The 16,935-nt window shown below is 70.9% G+C and carries 12 protein-coding genes; 5 read left to right on the forward strand and 7 right to left on the reverse strand.

Annotated elements, in window-relative coordinates; translation table 11 throughout:
* Nucleotides 1-172: 172 nt before the first annotated feature.
* The 5 genes from MWN52_RS16395 to dinB all read right to left on the reverse strand — a co-directional run bounded on the left by MWN52_RS16395 (nt 173) and on the right by dinB (nt 7,395).
* Complete coding sequence (locus MWN52_RS16395) at nt 173-3,355, reverse strand: efflux RND transporter permease subunit (RefSeq protein WP_286575549.1); 3,183 nt, start codon at nt 3,353-3,355, stop codon at nt 173-175.
* A 194-nt stretch (nt 3,356-3,549) separates the two neighbouring features.
* Nucleotides 3,550-4,539: an efflux RND transporter periplasmic adaptor subunit gene (locus MWN52_RS16400; RefSeq protein ID WP_286575550.1), complete on the reverse strand. Its 990-nt coding sequence runs from the start codon at nt 4,537-4,539 to the stop codon at nt 3,550-3,552.
* Nucleotides 4,536-5,807 carry a TolC family protein gene (locus MWN52_RS16405; RefSeq protein ID WP_286575551.1) on the reverse strand — a complete coding sequence of 424 codons (1,272 nt, stop codon included), beginning with the start codon at nt 5,805-5,807 and terminating at the stop codon, nt 4,536-4,538. Before MWN52_RS16405 ends, MWN52_RS16400 begins: the two co-directional genes overlap by 4 nt.
* Before the next feature lie 71 nt (nt 5,808-5,878).
* Nucleotides 5,879-6,256 (reverse strand): hypothetical protein, encoded by a 378-nt coding sequence (locus tag MWN52_RS16410; RefSeq protein ID WP_286575552.1) that lies wholly within the window; start codon nt 6,254-6,256, stop codon nt 5,879-5,881.
* A 38-nt stretch (nt 6,257-6,294) separates the two neighbouring features.
* Nucleotides 6,295-7,395 (reverse strand): DNA polymerase IV, encoded by a 1,101-nt coding sequence (gene dinB / locus MWN52_RS16415; protein ID WP_286575553.1) that lies wholly within the window; start codon nt 7,393-7,395, stop codon nt 6,295-6,297.
* A gap of 310 nt (nt 7,396-7,705) precedes the next feature.
* Between dinB and MWN52_RS16420 the strand changes: the two genes are divergently transcribed.
* Nucleotides 7,706-8,008 (forward strand): hypothetical protein, encoded by a 303-nt coding sequence (locus MWN52_RS16420; RefSeq protein ID WP_130516470.1) that lies wholly within the window; start codon nt 7,706-7,708, stop codon nt 8,006-8,008.
* 235 nt (nt 8,009-8,243) lie between these two features.
* On the opposite strand, the gene MWN52_RS16425 is transcribed toward MWN52_RS16420, so the two are convergent.
* A complete protein-coding gene (locus tag MWN52_RS16425) occupies nt 8,244-10,565 on the reverse strand; it encodes a S9 family peptidase (protein ID WP_286575554.1) in 2,322 nt (773 codons plus the stop codon).
* A gap of 127 nt (nt 10,566-10,692) precedes the next feature.
* On the reverse strand, nt 10,693-11,070 hold the full coding sequence (locus MWN52_RS16430) for a response regulator (RefSeq protein ID WP_130516465.1): 378 nt from the start codon (nt 11,068-11,070) through the stop codon (nt 10,693-10,695).
* A 228-nt stretch (nt 11,071-11,298) separates the two neighbouring features.
* Between MWN52_RS16430 and MWN52_RS16435 the strand changes: the two genes are divergently transcribed.
* Genes MWN52_RS16435 through MWN52_RS16450 form a run of 4 tightly spaced genes read left to right on the forward strand, consistent with a single transcriptional unit; the run spans nt 11,299 to nt 16,929 of the window.
* On the forward strand, nt 11,299-14,415 hold the full coding sequence (locus MWN52_RS16435; RefSeq protein WP_286575555.1) for a response regulator: 3,117 nt from the start codon (nt 11,299-11,301) through the stop codon (nt 14,413-14,415).
* Nucleotides 14,388-15,236, forward strand: coding sequence for a CheR family methyltransferase (locus tag MWN52_RS16440; protein WP_286575556.1), 849 nt, complete (start codon nt 14,388-14,390; stop codon nt 15,234-15,236). The genes MWN52_RS16435 and MWN52_RS16440 overlap by 28 nt, the downstream gene beginning before the upstream one ends.
* On the forward strand, nt 15,233-15,814 hold the full coding sequence (locus MWN52_RS16445; protein ID WP_130525007.1) for a chemotaxis protein CheB: 582 nt from the start codon (nt 15,233-15,235) through the stop codon (nt 15,812-15,814). Before MWN52_RS16440 ends, MWN52_RS16445 begins: the two co-directional genes overlap by 4 nt.
* Nucleotides 15,811-16,929 (forward strand): hybrid sensor histidine kinase/response regulator, encoded by a 1,119-nt coding sequence (locus MWN52_RS16450; protein ID WP_286575557.1) that lies wholly within the window; start codon nt 15,811-15,813, stop codon nt 16,927-16,929. Before MWN52_RS16445 ends, MWN52_RS16450 begins: the two co-directional genes overlap by 4 nt.
* Nucleotides 16,930-16,935 lie beyond the last annotated feature (6 nt).

Consider the following 16,935-nt stretch of genomic DNA (forward strand, 5'->3'; position numbering starts at 1 on the left):
GGTGCGCTCCACGCGACGAAGGGGAGCGGCATGTTAGCCGCCGACGCGTAGCGCGGCGTTCAAGCCAGGCGCGGCGTCTGCACTACCAGGCCCCGGCAACCGCCCGCCGCCGCCGCCTGCGGGCAGCGACGGCGGCCGTGGGCCACACGTCGGGCAAAGCCCGAACGCCGCCTTACACCGCCTCGCGCCGATGCGCCCAGCGATACAGCAGCGGCAGCACCAGCAGGGTCAGCAGCGTCGAGGACACGATGCCGCCGATCACCACCGTGGCCAGCGGCCGCTGCACCTCGCTGCCGGCGCCGGTGTTGAACGCCATCGGCACGAAGCCCAGGCAGGCCACCAGCGCCGTCATCAGCACCGGGCGCAGGCGGCCGAGCGCGCCCTCGCGCACGGCCTGGGCCAGCGCCACGCCGCGCGCGCGCAGATCGCGCACGAAGCTCACCAGCACCAACCCGTTGAGCACGGCCACGCCGGACAGCGCGATGAAGCCGATGCCCGCCGAGATCGACAGCGGCAGTCCGCGCATTGCCAGCGCCAGCACGCCGCCGGTGAGCGCCAGCGGCACCCCGGTGAACACCACCGCCGCCTCGCGCGCATTGCCGAAGGCCCAGAACAACAGCGCGAAGATCAGCGCCAGCGTCGCCGGCACCACGATCGCCAGTCGTCGGCTGGCCGATGCCAGCTGTTCGAAGCTGCCGCCGTAGCTGATCCAGTAACCGGTCGGCAGCTCGACCCGCGCATCGACCGCCTCGCGCAGGCGCTGCACGAAGCTGCCCAGGTCGCCCTGGCGCACGTTGGCGGTGACGACGATGCGGCGCTTGCCGTCCTGGCGGTTGATCTGGCTGGGACCTTCGCTGATCTCCAGGCGCGCCAGCTCGCGCAGCGGCACCGTGCGCGGCGCGGCGCCCGTGCGTGGCGTGTTCCAGCCACCGACGCGGCCGGCCTCGTCGGCTTCGTCGCCGGCCAGCGCCGGGGCCAGCGAGATCGGCAGGTCGGCCAGCGCGGCCGGGTCGCCGCGCAGCGCCTCGGGCAGGCGCACGACGATGTCGAAGCGGCGATCGCCTTCGAACAGCTGGCCGGCCACTTCGCCGCCGATCGCCGTGGCCACCGTGTCCTGCACGTCGCCGGCGTTGAGCCCGTAGCCGGCCAGCGCGGCGCGATCGGGCAGCACGGAGAGCAGCGGCAGGCCTTCGGTCTCCTCCAGGCGCACATCGGCCGCGCCCGGCACGGCGCGGGCCACGGCCTCGATACGCGCGCCGACCTGGCGCAGCGTGTCCAGATCGTCGCCGTACAGCGCGACGGCCACGTCGGCGCGCACGCCGGAAAGCAGCTCGTTCATGCGCATCTGGATCGGCTGGGTGAACTCGTAGTTGTTGCCCGGCAGCGCCTGCACCGCGGCTTGGATCTGGCCGATCAGCGCGTCCTTGGACTTGCGCGGATCGGGCCACTGCGCGCGGTCCTTGAGCATGATGAAGGTATCGGCCACCGAGGGCGGCATCGGGTCGGAGGCCACCTCCGGCGTGCCGATCCTGGAGAACACGCGCGCGACCTCGGGGAAGGCCAGCACCCGCTTCTCCACCCGCTGCTGCATGTCCACCGACTGGCTCAGGGACGTGCCGGGAATGCGCATGGCGTGCATGGCGATATCGCCTTCGTCCAGCTGCGGCACGAACTCGCTGCCCAGCCGCGTGGCCAGCGCACCGCACAGCGCCACCAGCGCGAGCGCGGCAAGGGCGACCACGCGCCCATGGCGCAGGCTGGCGTCCAGCAGCGGCACGTAGCCTCGCCGCAGCCAGCCCATCACCCGGTTCTCGCCGGTGCGTACGCGTCCCCCCAGCCACAGCGCGATGGCGGCCGGCACGAAGGTGAGCGAGAGCAGCATCGCCCCGCTCAGCGCCAGCACCACGGTGATGGCCATGGGGTGGAACATTTTTCCCTCCACGCCGGTGAGCGCGAAGATCGGCAGATAGACCGCGGTGATGATGCCCAGGCCGAACAGGCTGGGCCGGATCACCTCGGCGCTGGCGCGCGCGGTTTCCTCGAAGCGCTCCTCGTCGGTGAGCACGCGACCCAGTTCGCGCTGGCGCAGCCCGAAGCGGTGCAGGCAGTGCTCGATGATGATCACCGCGCCATCGACGATCAGGCCGAAGTCCAGCGCGCCCAGGCTCATCAGGTTGGCCGACACGCCGCCGCGGGCCATGCCGGTCAGGGTGAACAGCATCGCCAGCGGGATCACCGCGGCGGTGATCAACGCAGCGCGCAGATTGCCCAGCAGCGCGAACAGCACCACGATCACCAGCAGCGCGCCCTCGACCAGGTTCCTGGCGACCGTGGCGATGGTGCGCTCGACCAGCGCGGTGCGGTCGTAGGTGGGCGTGGCGGTGACGCCGGGCGGCAGGCTGCGCTGGGCGACCTCGAGCTTCTCGGCCGCCGCGCGCGCCACGCTGCGGCTGTTGGCGCCGACCAGCATCATCACCGTGCCCAGCACCACCTCGTGCCCGTCCTGGGTGGCGGCGCCGCTGCGCAGCTCCGGTCCCTCGGCGACCCGGGCGACGTCGTGGACGTGGATCGGCACGCCCTCGCGCCGCGCCAGCACGATGTCGCCCAGCTGCTCGATGCCCTCGACCTGGCCGGGGATGCGCACCAGCAGCTGCTGGCCGTTGCGCTCGATGTAGCCGGCGCCGACATTGCGGTTGTTGACGCGCAGCGCCTGCACGACGTCTTCCAGCGTCAGGCCGAGCGCGCGCAGCTGCGCCGGGTCGGGCGTGACGTGGATCTGCCGCGCGTGGCCACCGATGGTGTTGACCTCGGTCACGCCGGGCACGGTCCGCAGCTGCGGGCGGATCACCCAGTCCTGCAACGTGCGCAGATCGGTGGCGGTGTAGCGGCTGCCATCGGCCTTGCGCGCGTCGGGCGCGGCGTCGACGGTGTAGGCGAAGATCTCGCCCAGACCGGTGGCGATGGGCCCCAGCTGCGGGTCCAGGCCCTCGGGCAGCTGCGCGCGCACCTGCTGCAGGCGTTCGGCCACCTGTTGCCGGGCGAAGTACAGGTCGGTGTCATCGACGAAGGACACGGTCACCTGCGAAAGCCCATAGCGCGACAGCGAGCGCGTGCGCTCCAGGCCGGGCAGGCCAGCCATGGCCGTCTCCACCGGGAAGGTGATGCGCTGCTCGGCCTCCTGCGGTGCGTAGCCGGGCGCGGCGGTGTTGATCTGCACCTGGACGTTGGTGATGTCCGGCGTGGCGTCGATGGGAAGCTTGGTGAAGCTCCAGGCGCCGACGGCGATGAGTACGCCGGTCAGCGCCAGGACCAGCCAGCGGTGGGCGATGCTGAGGCGCAGGATGGACTCAAGCATGGGAGTGTCCTCCTGGGACCGTGTTGGTCATGCCTCGTGCGACAGACGCCATCGCCTGCATCGGCTTCATCTGCGCGCATGCGGGACGCCCGTGATGTGGCGATGTCGTCCCTTCGAGCGCGAAGGCGCTGGATTCCCGCGTACGCGGCAACGAAGGGAACGGCCGAGTGCTAGGCCCGGCGTGGACGGCAGTCTCAATGCGCATGGCCGGCCCCCGCCTTGCCGAGATCGGCCTTGACCACATAGCTCTGCTCGACCACGACCTGCTCGCCTGGCTTCAGCCCGGCGAGCACGGCCGCCTGGGTCGCGTCGCGCTGGCCCAGTTCGACCGCGCGGGCGACGTAGCGGTCCTGGCCCTCGCGCACGAACACCACCTGCCGCCCCTCCAGCGTCTGCAGCGCGTCCAGCGGTACCACCAGCGCCGCCGGCGTGGTGGCCACCACGATGCGCGCCTTCACCGCCGCGCCCGGGCGCCACAGGCCGTCGTCGTTGCGCAGCAGCGCGCGCGCCACGGTGCTCTGGCTGGCCGTGGCCGTGCCGGGCAGCACGCGTTCGAGCGTGGTGCGGGTGCTGACGCCATCGGTCATCCGGGTCACGGTGACCGGCACGCCGGCGGTGATGTGCTGGGTGTCGCTGCCGAAGACATGCAGGTCCACCCACAGCGTGGACAGGTCGGCGATCTCGAACAGCGCGGCGCCCTCGCCCACCACCCCGCCCAGCTGCGCGCTGCGTGCGGTGATCACGCCACCGATCGGCGCACTGACGGTGTAGGAGGTCAGGCTGAGATTGCTTTCGATGCTGGCCAGCGCCTGCCCGGCGCGCACGCGATCGCCGACGTTGGCGCGCAGGCTGCGCACCGGGCCGGGGAAGCGCGCGGTGGCCTGGGCGATGCGGCCATCGACCGGCGTCAGCACGCCCTGCACCTCGTGCGCGTCGGCGATGGTGCCCGGCCCGGCCGGGGCGACGCGGATGCCGGCCTCGCGCGCGATGTCCGCGGGGATCACCGTGCTGTCGGCCTCGGCGTCCTCCTGCGCACCTTGCGGCGTATCGGCGTGTTCGTCGCGGGTGGCGGTTTGCGCGTGATCGTCCGTCGCGACGGCCGGCGTCGCGTCCTTGCCGCAGGCGGCCAGCAGCAGCGTGCCGAACAGCAGCAGGCAGCGCGGGAGGCGGGAATACGTGTTCATGGGCTGATCTCCTGCGCAGCGTGGGGCGCCACCACCGGTTGCCCGGTCAGGCGCTGCAGTTCGATGAGGGCGGTCTGGGCCTGCGCGGCGGCGTCGAGCTGGCGCCGCAGCGCCTCCACGCGCTGGGCCTGCAGCTGCGCCCATTCCAGGTAGCTGATGGCGCCGGCGCGCCAGGCGCGTTCGGCGGCGCGTTCGGCCTGCTGCAGGCGCGGCAGCACGTCGCGCGCCAGGCGCTGTGTCTCCAGTTGCGCGGTCAGGTAGCGACCGTGCGCCTCGGCCAGCGTCGCATGCAGCTGCAGCAGCACCGCGTCGCGCTGCAGCGTGCTGACCGCGAGCTCGGCCTGGGCCGCGCGGATCTCCGGCTCGGCGCGGCGCGCGCCGCCCAGCGGCAGGCTGAAGCCTGCCACCAGCGCGGTGTCGCCGGCGTCCTGCAGGCGGCGCACGCCCAGCTGCCATTGCACATCGGCACTGCGCGCACTGGTGGCCAGGCGCAGCTGCGCCTCGCTCACGCGCGCCTGGCCGGCGACGATGGCCAGCTCCGGCGTGCGTTCGAGCAGACGGCTCAGGGCGTCGAAGGATTCCAGCCGCGGCAGGGCCTCCAGATCGCCGCTGACCGCGTCGAAATCGGCCTCGCGCTGGCCCCACAGCGTGGCCAGCTGGCGGCGCGCGGCCTGGCCGGCCGCCAGCGCGCGGTCGCGGTCCAGTTCGGCCTGGGCCAGCTGCGCCTGTGCGGTCAGCAGCACCGACTCGGGCGAGGCGCCGGCCTGCAGCCGCGCCTGCGCCGCCTGCACGGCGCGCCGGCGCTGGTCGATGTCCAGCCGCGCGATGGCCAGCGCGCGCTGGGCCAGGGCGATGGCCTGGTAGCGCTGGGCGACCTGGGCCAGCACGTCCAGGCGGGCGGCCTCGCGCCGCGGCGCCAGCGCGTCCAGGTTGGCCTGGGCCAGCGCACGGCGCGCGTCGAGCTTGCCGCCGCGTTCGAGCACGCCGGACAGCGAGACGGTCAGCTCGGCGCTGTCGAAGGCGCGGGTCTGGCCGCTGCCCAGCGCGTTCTCCAGCTCCACGCCGAGGCTGGTCGCCGGTGCCAGCGCGGCGGCGTCACGGCGCGCCTCCAGCACGGGCCGCTCGCCGTCGATCAGGCGCAGCTGGGGATGGGTGTCGGACACGCGCCGCAGCGCCTCGTCCAGGCTCAGAGGAGCCGGCGGCCGGTCCTGCGCCAACGCGCAGGGCACGGCCGCGAAGGCGGCCAATGCCGCCAGTCGCAACCACATGGGGAATCTCCGAAAGGGCGATGACGAATCCCTGCGGCGCAGCCTTCACGGGCGCCGCGGGCGAGGGATCGTCAGGCCGCGATCGGCGGACGCAGCGCCAGGCTCGGGGTGTGCGAACGCGCGGGCAGGTCCGCACGCGCCTGCGGGGCCGCACGCACCGCCGCCATCGGCAGCAGCGCGAACTGCGAGGGGATCGCGGTCAGGTGGCCGCAGCAGTGGGCCGCATGCATCAGCGCATGCAGCAGATCGCCCGCATCGTCGGCATCGTCCGCGTCGGCGGCCAGCGCGTGCCCGTCGGCCTGATGCAGGTGCGCGGCGCTGCCGCGCGTGGCCTCATGCAGATCGCCCACCGCCGCCAGCACCGGATTGGCCAGCACCGCCAGCAGCAGCACGGCCAGCGCCGGCGGGCGCAGCCAGGACAGCCAGCGAGGGACGATGCGCAACGACATGGGCGCCGATGCTAGTGCGCGCGCCGCGCGTTAAACAATCACATGGCCGGTTTGTCATCGCCCGCGGGCGCCAGATCGTGGTCGAACAGCGCGCCCTGCACCGCCACCTCCTCGCGCTCGCGGAATCCCGACAGGCCCACGCCGACCAGGCGATAGCGCGTGTCGGCGGGCAGGTCCACGCGCTCGCGCAGGGCCAGCGCGATGCGGGTGAAGGCTTCCAGCGAGGCCGGCGGCGCCTCGGGCGTGAAACTGCGGGTGAGGATGCGGAACTGCGCGGTCTTGAGCTTGAGCACCACGGTATGGCCGATGCGCGGGGTCTTGCGCGTGGCCGCCCACGCCTTGGCCGCCATGCGCACGATCGGTTCGTCCAGCTCCTCCAGCGGCACGTCCACGGCGAAGGTGTCCTCGGCCGAGATCGACTGCACCGGCTGGTCCGGCTCCACCGGGCGCTCGTCGATGCCGCGCGCGCGCCGGTGCAGCGCCGCGCCGAAGCGACCGAAGCGCAGGGTGAGCTCCTCCAGCGAGCACGCGCGCAGCTCGCCGACCGTGGCGATGCCCAGCTCGGCCAGCTTCTGCTCGGCGACCTTGCCCACGCCGGGGATGCGCCCGACCGGCAGCGGCGTCAGGAACGCCTCGACCTGCGCCGGCTTGATCACGTACTGTCCGTTGGGCTTGTTCCAGTCCGAGGCGATCTTGGCCAGGAACTTGTTGGGCGCGATGCCCGCCGAGGCGGTCAGCTGCGTGGTCTCGAAGATCTGCGCGCGGATCGCTTGCGCGGTGGCCGTGGCGCTGGGCGAGGCGATCTTGGGGTCGGTCACGTCCAGGTAGGCCTCGTCCAGCGACAGCGGCTCGACCAGGTCGGTATGGGCCAGGAAGATCTCGCGCACCTGCCGCGAGACGGCCTTATAGCGGGTGAAGTCGGGCGGCACGAAGACCGCGTCCGGACACAGCCGCTCGGCGCGCACCGCCGGCATGGCCGAGCGCACGCCGAACACGCGCGCCTCGTAGCTGGCCGCGCACACCACCGAGCGCGCGCCGCGCCAGGCCACCACCACGGGCTTGCCGCGCAGGGACGGGTCGTCGCGCTGTTCGACCGATGCGTAGAAGGCATCCATATCGATGTGGAGGATCTTGCGCATGGGATGCGCAGTATCGCGCGCGGCCGGTGGGACAGGCCACCGGAAACGTTGACATGACACAGCGCTTGCTCTGTTTGGCTGTCGTCGGGCGGGACGATGTGCGGGCGGGATCGGGTGTTGCGTTGCGATCGATCGTTCGCTCGCACGGAGTCGCGATTTACATTGCGGACGTCCGGAACTGTTCGCTCATGGTGGCCAAGTCGGGTGAGCATTCGTATCGCGAGCAGACCGTGATGACGGTTGCGCCAGCGGCAGCTCGGCAGTGCTAGAACTGCAACGGGAATGATTCCCACCAAAAGGAGATTGACGGATGAAAGCAATCATCGTTGGAGCCGCGCTGGCGGTTGGCACCGCCCTCTCACTCACCCCCGGAAAGGCGGAGGCGTCGTGTGTCGCCGTGTGCAACATGGCGTACAGGCAGTGTCTGTCCAGTGGCAATCCCGAAGATCAGTGCGAGACCAAGCTGGAGATGTGCATGGAGCGATGTGAAGGGCAGCCGAGTACCGCCGAAGCGCAGCGCACCCGCCTGCATGTCAAGGACCAGAACGGGCAGGAGATCCTGATCGGGCAAACCCGGCCTGTGAGCCTGCTTCCGCTCGAGTCGAAGACCTGATCCATTCGACGAAAAAGATGAAGAGAAGCGCCGGTTTTGCACCGGCGTTTCTCTAGGGGCCTGCCTCTCGCTGTGACTTGCGGTGGAATCTCAAGGCACCAACAGAAGCGAAGCGCGACGTCCCTGGATCCCGCTTTCGCGGGAATGCAGATCTGAAAAAGAGAAGGGCCGGATCCTTCGCAAGACCCGGCCTCTCTCGAACACGATCGGCAGCGCGAAGATCGACCGCTCGCGATCAATCCTTCGGCATCTGCAGGTCGTACTGCGCCGGCGGCGTGCCGCCGGCCAGGTAGCGCACGAAGTAATCCCAGCGCCGACGCGCGACATAGGCCGTCATGGCCCCATAGCCGTGGCGGGCGTTGGGGATCATCAGCATGTCGAAGTCCTTGTTGGCCTTCATCAGCGCGTCGGCCACCAGCAGGGTCAGGTACGGCGGCACGTTGTCGTCCAGCGTCCCGTGCACCAGCATCAGATGGCCCTTGAGGTTGCCGGCCAGCGACTGGTTGGCCTGGGCATCGTAGTTGCTCTTGCCGTCCTTGCCGACGATCAGCTCGCCCTGGTAGCGCTCGGCCCAGTCGTCTTCGTAGCCGCGGTTGTCGTGGTTGCCGCTCTCCGACCAGGCCACCTTGAACAGGTCCGGGTAGCGCAGGATCGCCGCGGTGGAGGCGTTGCCGCCGCCCGAATGGCCCCAGATGCCGGCACGCGACAGGTCGATCCACGGATAGCGCGCGGCCAGTTCCTTCATGCCGGCCACCTGGTCGGGCAGCGTGTTGTCGGCCATGTCGGCGTACCAGGTGTCGTGGAAGGACTTGGAGCGCCACGGCGTGCCCATGCCGTCGATGGCCACCACGATGAAGCCCAGTTCGGCCAGCGACTGGTTGTCGCCGTGCGCGGCCAGGAAGCTGCGCCCGCGCACCGAGCCGGTCTGCGGACCGGGATAGATGTAGTTGACGATCGGGTACTTCTTGGACGGATCGAAGTTGGACGGCTTGAACAGGATCCCGTACAGGTCGGTCTTGCCGTCGCGCGCCTTGACCGTGAACGGCTCCGGCGGCACCCAGCCGGCGGCCTTCAGGCGGGTGATGTCGGCCTTGGCGATCGGCGCCACGTCCTTGCCGTCGGCCGCGCTGCGCAGCACGGTCACCGGCGGCACGGTGGTGGTCGAGTACGCATCGACGAACAGCTTGCCGTCGGGCGACAGCGCCACGGTGTGGTCGGACGCCTCGGGCGTGAGCAGGGTCGGCGCGCCGCCGTCCAGGCTGACCTTCCAGAACTGCTGGTAATACGGATTCAGGCCGGGGGTGCGGCCGACGCCGCGGAACCACACCGTGCGCGTGGCCGGATCGACCTTGAGCATCTCGGTGACGTTGCCCTCACCGGTGGTGATGGCGTGCTTGAGCTTGCCGGTGGTCAGGTCGTACAGGTACAGCTGGCCCCAGTCGGAGCGCTCGGAGAACCACACCGCCTCGTTGCTGGCCGGCAGATAGGCCCAGTTGGCCGTGCCGTTGCCGCTCTCGTACTGGGTCTTGACGTGTTCGGAGAACACGGTGCGCACCGCGCCGGTGGCCGCGTCGGCGATGCGGAACCAGGCGTCCTTGTGGAAGCGCGAGGTCGACACGAAGGCCACGGTCTTGCTGTCCGGCGCCCACTTCACATCGTCCCAGCCGCCGTCCGGGCCGCAGCTGATGTCGTCGCACAGCGTGGAGCGGTGCTGGTCCGGCTCCATCTTCAGGCGCGTGACCTGGCGGGTGGGCACATCGATGATCACCCGCTCGATCATGGTCACGTGCTTGTCGCCGGGCAGCGGGTACTTCCACGCCTCCAGCTTGGGCGCGCCGACCTTGGTGCTGACCAGGTACATGTCGCTGGTCTTGCGCTGATCCTGCTGGAAGGTGGCGATCTTGCGCGAATCCGGCGACCACTCGACGATGGCGCTGTCGGTGTGCTTCCAGCCGGCGTTGTCGGTGGCGTAGCCGTAGTCCTTGACGCCATCGGTGGTCAGCTGGGTCTCCTTGCCGGTGGCCAGGTCGCGCACCCACAGGTTCCAGTCGCGGATGAAGGCCTCGGACTTCTTGTCCGGCGACAGGGCGCCGGGCTCGGCGCCCTGCTTGGCGTAGACCTTGGCGCACTTGGCGCTGGCGTCGCAGACCACCTCGGTGCCGCGCATGGCGAAGCGGTAGCGGCCGTCGGCGGTCAGGGCGATGCCGCGGATGCCCAGCTTGTCGGCCTTGATCGGCTTGTCCTTGGTCTCCAGCAGCGTGTTGAGCGAGGCGGCCAGCGCCTTGGCGTCGAACAGCGGCGCAGTGGTCCCGGTCGCCGTGTCGGTCTGCAGCAGGCGGTCGCCGCTGGCGTCGTGATCGGTGTAGACGAAGTGCGTGTCGTCCAGCCAGGTCACGCGGGTGACGGCGTGGTCGACCAGCGGCTGGGCGAACATCAGCGCGCCGGCGCGGGCGTAGTCGGCGGCCGACACGGTCGGCGTCTGCGCCCAGGCGCCGGCCGCGCACGCGGCCAGGGCCAAGGCACCGAGCAGGCGCGGGGCAGTGGATTTCAGGAGCATGCGGATCCCCAGGCAATCAGGTGAAGCGCGCCGGGCACCAGCCCGGCCACGCACGGACCGGTGATCCTACCGCCCCGGCGGTCCGCCCTCCCCTGCCGAAGGTCCTACGCCCGGCGCGGGCGCCGGCTCAGGCGGCCTGGATGCTGGGCGCTTCGCCGCGGATCAGGCGCGCGGCCTGCTGCAGGCTGTAGGGCTTCTGGATGAACTGCACGCCCGGCGGCAGCTCGGGCAGCTGGTGGCGGGCATGGCCGGAGGCCAGCACGATGCGCACCTGCGGCCAACGCTGGGCCACACGCATGCTCAGCTCGGCGCCGCTCATCTGGCCGGGCATGTAGACGTCGGTGAACAGCACGTCGACCTGCGGCCCTTCGGCCAGCAGCTCCAGCGCCGCGGCGGCGTCGGCCAGCGTGACCACCTCCATGCCCATCTGCACGAACACGTCGGACATCAGCTCGCGCAGGTCGGCCTGATCTTCGACAAAGAGAATGCGCAGCGGCTTGGACATGGGAATAACACCGGGAAGGGAGCGAGAGAAGCGGGACGGCACGACCCGGCAGGATGACACAGCGTCGCCCGCCGGAACGCGCAGCGAGGCGACGAGGCGGGCACAAGCATTCTTCGAAGTCGCCATGTGAAGGCCGCGTGGAGGCCGCGCGGCGGCGCAGGCGCTGCACGTGATCTGCGCGTGATCTCGGCTACCATCGGGGGTCTTTTTTCCAGCCGTACGCGCACCATGCAAATCTCCAACACCTCGCGGGACGCCTGGATCTGGGCCGCCGCGGCCGGCCTGCTGATCCTCACCCTGGGCCTGGAGCTGGTGACGCCGCTGGGCTATGCGGTCTGGCTGGTCCATTTCTTCGCCGTGGCGATCACCAACTTCCAGTCGCGCCCGCGCGTGCCGCTGCTGGTGGCGGTGCTGGCCTGCGTGCTGGTGGCGATCGGCTTCCAGGTGGCCCCGGCCAGCACTAACTCCTCGTTCTCGGCGGTCAATCGCACCTTCGGCGGCCTGTGCTTCCTGGGCATGGGCATGATCACCATGCAGGGCATCCGCGCGCGCATGTCCGCCCAGCGTGCGCTGTGGCTGCAGGAGCGTCAGACCGCGGTGGCCGCGGCCGTGCAGGGCGACCTGTCGCCGCAGGAGCTGGCCCAGCACGCGCTGGGCGCGCTGTGCCAGGCCACCGGTGCGCACGTCGGCGCGCTGTACCGCCTGCTCGGCGAGCGCCTGGTGCTGAGCGGCGGCATCGCGCTGCCGGCCGGCATGGCCAGCGAGATTCCCGCCAGCGAGGGCCAGCTGGGCGAAGCGGTGCGCCTGAAGCAGGTCCGCCAGCTGCGCGCCGTCGATGCTTCGCACGTGCAGATCCAGACCGGCCTGGGCCGCAGCGCGCCGGGCGAGCTGATGCTGGCGCCGGTCACCGCCGATGGCCGCGTGGTCGGCGCGATCGAACTGGGCCGCAGCGGCGTGGCCCACAGCGACGGCCGCGCCCTGGCCCTGCTGGAGCGCTGCATGGACATCATCGGCGTGGCCCTGCGCACCGCGCAGCTGCGCGCCGATCTGGTCGAGCTGCTGGAGCAGACCCAGCGCCAGAGCGAGGAGCTGCAGGCCCAGCAGGAAGAGCTGCGCGTGGCCAACGAGGAGCTGGAGGAGCAGAGCCGCAGCCTGCAGCAGTCCCAGGCCAACCTGGAGCAGCAGCAGGCCGAGCTGGAACAGATCAACGTGCACCTGGAAGAGCGCACCCACGAGCTGGAGGAGCAGCGCCGCTCGCTGCTGGCCGCGCAGGACGAGCTGGTGCGCAGCGGCAAGGAGCTGGAGGCCGCCTCGCAGTACAAGTCCGAGTTCCTGGCCAACATGTCCCACGAGCTGCGCACCCCGCTGAACAGCTCGCTGATCCTGGCCAAGCTGCTGGCCGACAACCGCGAGGGCACGCTCAGCGCCGAGCAGATCAAGTACGCCCAGGCCATCCACTCGTCCAACAACGACCTGCTGGCGCTGATCAACGACATCCTGGACCTGTCCAAGATCGAGGCCGGCCAGGTCGAGCTGTCCGAGGACAACATCGCCGTGGCGCCGCTGCTGGTGCGCCTGCGCGAGACCTTCGAGCCGCTGGCCGCGCAGAAGGCGCTGGGGCTGGACATCCGCGCCGAGCCCGGCGCGCCGGAGCGGCTGACCATCGACGCCCAGCGCCTGCAGCAGGTGCTCAAGAACCTGCTGGCCAACGCGGTCAAGTTCACCGAGCACGGCCACGTCGCCCTGGTCGTGCAGGGGCATGGCGTGGGCCGGGTGCGCTTCGTGGTCAGCGACACCGGCATCGGCATCGCCAAGGCGCAGACCGGGGTGATCTTCGAGGCCTTCCGCCAGGCCGATGGCAGCACCCAGCGCCGCTTCGGCGGCACCGGCCTGGGGCTGTCGATCTCGCGCGATCTGGCCCAGCGCATGGGCGGCACCATCACCGTGGACAGCGAGCCCGGCCGCGGCAGCACCTTCATCCTGGAGCTGCCGGTGGAAGGCGCGCCGCAGACGTCCGACACGCCGGTGACGCCGCGCGCGCCCGAGCCGGCCGTGCGTGCGGCCGCGACGCCCGCACCCGCCGCAGCCCCTGCGCCCGCCCCGGCCGCGAGCGCCACGCCAGCGCCGGCACCGAGCGCGTTCGACGACCGCGACCGCCGCACCCGCCCCGGCCGCGCGATCCTGGCGGTGGAGGACGACGCCGCCTTCGCCCAGGCGCTGGTCGAGCTGGCCCACGACATGGACTTCGACTGCGTGGTGGCCGGCTCGGCGCAGGAGGCCATCGCCCTGGCGCCGCAGATCCAGCCCAGCGGCGTGCTGCTGGACGTCGGCCTGCCCGACATCTCCGGCCTGAGCGTGCTCGAACAGCTCAAGCGCGACCCGGCCACGCGCCACATCCCGGTGCACGTGATGTCCGCGCAGGAGCGCGCGCAGGTCTCGCTGGAACTGGGCGCGGTGGGCTTCCTGCTCAAGCCGGCCACGCGCGAGCGGCTGGTGGCGGCGATCCGCCAGCTGGAGCAGACCAGCGAGCGCAACATGCGCCGCCTGCTGATCGTCGAGGACGACCGCAACCTGCGCGAGAACCTGCGCCGCCTGCTCGCCCACGAGGGCCTGGACATCACCGCGGTGGGCAGCATCGCCGAGGCGATGGAACAGCTGGCCGCGGTGACGTTCGACTGCATGGTCACCGACCTGGCGCTGCCCGACGGCAGCGGCTACGACCTGCTCGAGCGCATGGGCGAGCGCGAGTCCGGCGCGTTCCCGCCGGTGATCGTCTACACCGGCCGCGCGCTGACCCGCGAGGAGGAGCAGCGCCTGCGCCGCTATTCCAAGAGCATCATCATCAAGGGCGCGCGCTCGCCGGAGCGGCTGCTGGACGAGGTGACCCTGTTCCTGCACAGCGTCGAGGCCTCGCTGCCCAGCGACCAGCAGCGCCTGCTGCGCGAGGCGCGCAAGCGCGATGCGGTGCTGGATGGGCGTACGATCCTGCTGGCCGAGGACGACGTGCGCAACATCTTCGCCCTGTCCAGCGTGCTCGAGCCGCTCGGGGTGAAGCTGGAGATCGCGCGCAACGGCCGCGAGGCGGTCGAGCGCCTGGAGCAGGACAAGGAGGTGGACCTGGTGCTGATGGACATCATGATGCCGGAGATGGACGGGCTGACCGCGATGCGGCACATCCGCAAGCAGCGCCGCCACCAGCACCTGCCGATCATCGCCCTGACCGCCAAGGCCATGGCCGACGATCGCGAGCGCTGCCTGGAAGCCGGCGCCAACGACTACATCGCCAAGCCCATCGATGTGGACAAGCTGGTCTCGCTGTGCCGGGTGTGGTGCTCGCGGCAGTGAACGAGGCCGAGCTGTTCGATCTGGAGCTGTCGCTGCTGCTGGAGGCGATCTACCGGCGCTACCACTACGACTTCCGCCAGTACGCCATGTCCTCGCTGCGCCGGCGCGTGCGCCATGCGATGTCGCGGCTGGACTGCGACACGGTGGCGCAGCTGCAGCACCGGCTGCTGCACGACCCGGCGCTGTTCGCCCAGTCGCTGCAGTACTTCACCGTGCAGGTCTCGGAGATGTTCCGCGACCCGGCCTACTTCGCCGCGCTGCGCGCGCAGGTGCTGCCGGTGCTGCGCACCTATCCCTCGATCAAGCTGTGGGTGGCCGGCTGCAGCACCGGCGAGGAGGTCTGGTCGCTGGCGATCCTGCTGCGCGAGGAAGGCCTGCTGGAGCGCACGATCCTCTACGCCACCGACATCAATACCGAGGCGCTGGCCCAGGCCGAGGCCGGCATCTTCCCGATCGAGCGGCTGGCGTTGTTCAGCCGCAACTATCTGGACGCCGGCGGCAGCGGCTCGCTGGCCGACTACTACACCACTGCCTACAACGGGGCGGTGTTCGACCGCAGCCTGCGCCGCAACGTGGTCTTCGCCGACCACAGCCTGGCCACCGACACGGTGTTCTCCGAAGTGCACCTGGTGTCGTGCCGCAACGTGCTGATCTACTTCAACCGCGCCCTGCAGGACCGCGCGATCGGGCTGTTCCAGGAGGCGCTGGTACATCGCGGCTTCCTTGGCCTGGGCAGCAAGGAGTCGCTGCAGTTCGGGCCGCATGCCGGCGCGTTCGAGGTGGTCAGCCGCGAGCAGCGCCTGTACCGGAAGGCCGCATGAAGCTGCCCAGCGGCCACGACCTGGATGCCATCGTCATCGGCGCCTCGGCCGGCGGCGTGATGGCGCTGCAGACGCTGCTGGCCAGCCTGCCGGCCACGCTGAGCCAGCCGGTGCTGATCGTGCTGCACCTGCCGCGCGACCGGCCCAGCAAGGTGGCGCAGATCGTCGGCGCGCACTGCGCGCTGGAGGTGGACGAGGCGCAGGACAAGCAGCCACTGCGCGCCGGCCAGGTGCTGATCGCCCCGCCGGACTATCACCTGCTGGTCGAGGACGCCGGCCATGTGGCGCTTTCGCTGGACGAGCCGGTGCTGTTCTCGCGGCCGGCGATCGACCCGCTGTTCGAGACCGCCGCCGAGGTCTTCGGCCCGCGCCTGCTGGCGATCCTGCTCACCGGCGCCAGCAGCGACGGCAGCGAGGGCGTGGCCGCGGTGCGCCGCGCCGGCGGCACCGCCTGGATCCAGACCCCGGCCGATGCGTCCTCACCGCTGATGCCCGCCTCGGCCCTGGCCCGCGCCGGTGCGGACGCCGTTCTTTCCCTGGCAGAACTCTGCCACCACCTCTCGGCCCTTTCTCGATGAATCTCAATCTCACGCCCCAGGACGCGCCGACCGGCGAGGCGATCAACCTGCTGATCGTCGACGACGTCCAGGAGAACCTGATCGCGATGGAGGCGCTGCTGCGCCGCGCCGACCTCAACATCCTGTGCGCCTCCTCCGGCGCGCAGGCGCTGGAGCTGCTGCTGACCCACGAGGTCGCCCTGGCGCTGCTGGACGTGCACATGCCGGAGATGGACGGCTTCGCCCTGGCCGAGCTGATGCGCGGCTCGCAGCGCACCCGGCAGGTGCCGATCATCTTCCTCACTGCCTCGCCCAACGATCCGCTGCGCGCGTTCAAGGGCTACGAGGCCGGCGCGGTGGACTTCCTGCACAAGCCGATCGAGACGCACGTAATCCTGGGCAAGGTGCAGATCTTCGTCGAGCTCTACGAACAGCGCCGCCTGCTGGCGCGCCGCAACGCCGAGCTGGAACGCGCGCTGGAGCTCAACGAGACCATGACCGCCGTGCTCACCCACGACCTGCGCACGCCGCTGTCGGTGGTGCTGCTGTGCGCGGAGAAGCTTGGCGTGGAGCTGCCGCCGGACGCCTCGGCGCAGCGCACGCTGGGCTTCCTGGAAAGCAGCGGACGGCGCATGGCGCGCATGGTCGAGCAGCTGCTGGACTTCTCGCGCATCCGCACCCGCGGCCTGCGCATGAGCTTCGTCGCGCAGGACCTGCAGCCGCTGACCGCCGGCGCGGTGGAGGAATTCCGCCAGGCCAAGCCCGGCAGCGTGCTGCGCCTGACCTGCACCGGCGATCTGGTGGCCGACGTCGACGCCGACCGCTACGCCCAGATCCTCTCCAACCTGCTGGGCAATGCGCTGGAGCACGGCGGCGGCGAGCCGGTCGAGGTCAGCCTGGACGGCAGCGAGAATGCGCACGTGCGGCTGATGGTGAGCAATGTCGGCGCGATTTCCGACGAGCTTCTGCCGCGGCTGTTCGAGCCGTTCAAGGGCCGCTTCAGCGCCAGCAGCGGCCTGGGCCTGGGCCTGTACATCGCCGACCAGTTCGTGCGCGCCCACGGCGGTCTGCTCAGCGCGCGCAACGCCGACGGCAAGGTCGTGATGGAAGCCCTGCTCTCGCGCCGCAACCGCTGAAAACGC

The organism is Pseudoxanthomonas winnipegensis, assembly GCF_030322905.1.
Classification (GTDB): Bacteria; Pseudomonadota; Gammaproteobacteria; order Xanthomonadales; family Xanthomonadaceae; genus Pseudoxanthomonas_A; species Pseudoxanthomonas_A winnipegensis.

What these genes read in the sequence shown, in the direction of transcription:
- MWN52_RS16395 (WP_286575549.1), bottom strand. Translation starts at nt 3,355, where the DNA reads ATGCTTGAGTCCATCCTGCGCCTCAGCATCGCCCACCGCTGGCTGGTC.
- MWN52_RS16400 (WP_286575550.1), bottom strand. Translation starts at nt 4,539, where the DNA reads ATGAACACGTATTCCCGCCTCCCGCGCTGCCTGCTGCTGTTCGGCACG.
- MWN52_RS16405 (WP_286575551.1), bottom strand. Translation starts at nt 5,807, where the DNA reads ATGTGGTTGCGACTGGCGGCATTGGCCGCCTTCGCGGCCGTGCCCTGC.
- MWN52_RS16410 (WP_286575552.1), bottom strand. Translation starts at nt 6,256, where the DNA reads ATGTCGTTGCGCATCGTCCCTCGCTGGCTGTCCTGGCTGCGCCCGCCG.
- dinB (WP_286575553.1), bottom strand. Translation starts at nt 7,395, where the DNA reads ATGCGCAAGATCCTCCACATCGATATGGATGCCTTCTACGCATCGGTC.
- MWN52_RS16420 (WP_130516470.1), top strand. Translation starts at nt 7,706, where the DNA reads ATGAAAGCAATCATCGTTGGAGCCGCGCTGGCGGTTGGCACCGCCCTC.
- MWN52_RS16425 (WP_286575554.1), bottom strand. Translation starts at nt 10,565, where the DNA reads ATGCTCCTGAAATCCACTGCCCCGCGCCTGCTCGGTGCCTTGGCCCTG.
- MWN52_RS16430 (WP_130516465.1), bottom strand. Translation starts at nt 11,070, where the DNA reads ATGTCCAAGCCGCTGCGCATTCTCTTTGTCGAAGATCAGGCCGACCTG.
- MWN52_RS16435 (WP_286575555.1), top strand. Translation starts at nt 11,299, where the DNA reads ATGCAAATCTCCAACACCTCGCGGGACGCCTGGATCTGGGCCGCCGCG.
- MWN52_RS16445 (WP_130525007.1), top strand. Translation starts at nt 15,233, where the DNA reads ATGAAGCTGCCCAGCGGCCACGACCTGGATGCCATCGTCATCGGCGCC.
- MWN52_RS16450 (WP_286575557.1), top strand. Translation starts at nt 15,811, where the DNA reads ATGAATCTCAATCTCACGCCCCAGGACGCGCCGACCGGCGAGGCGATC.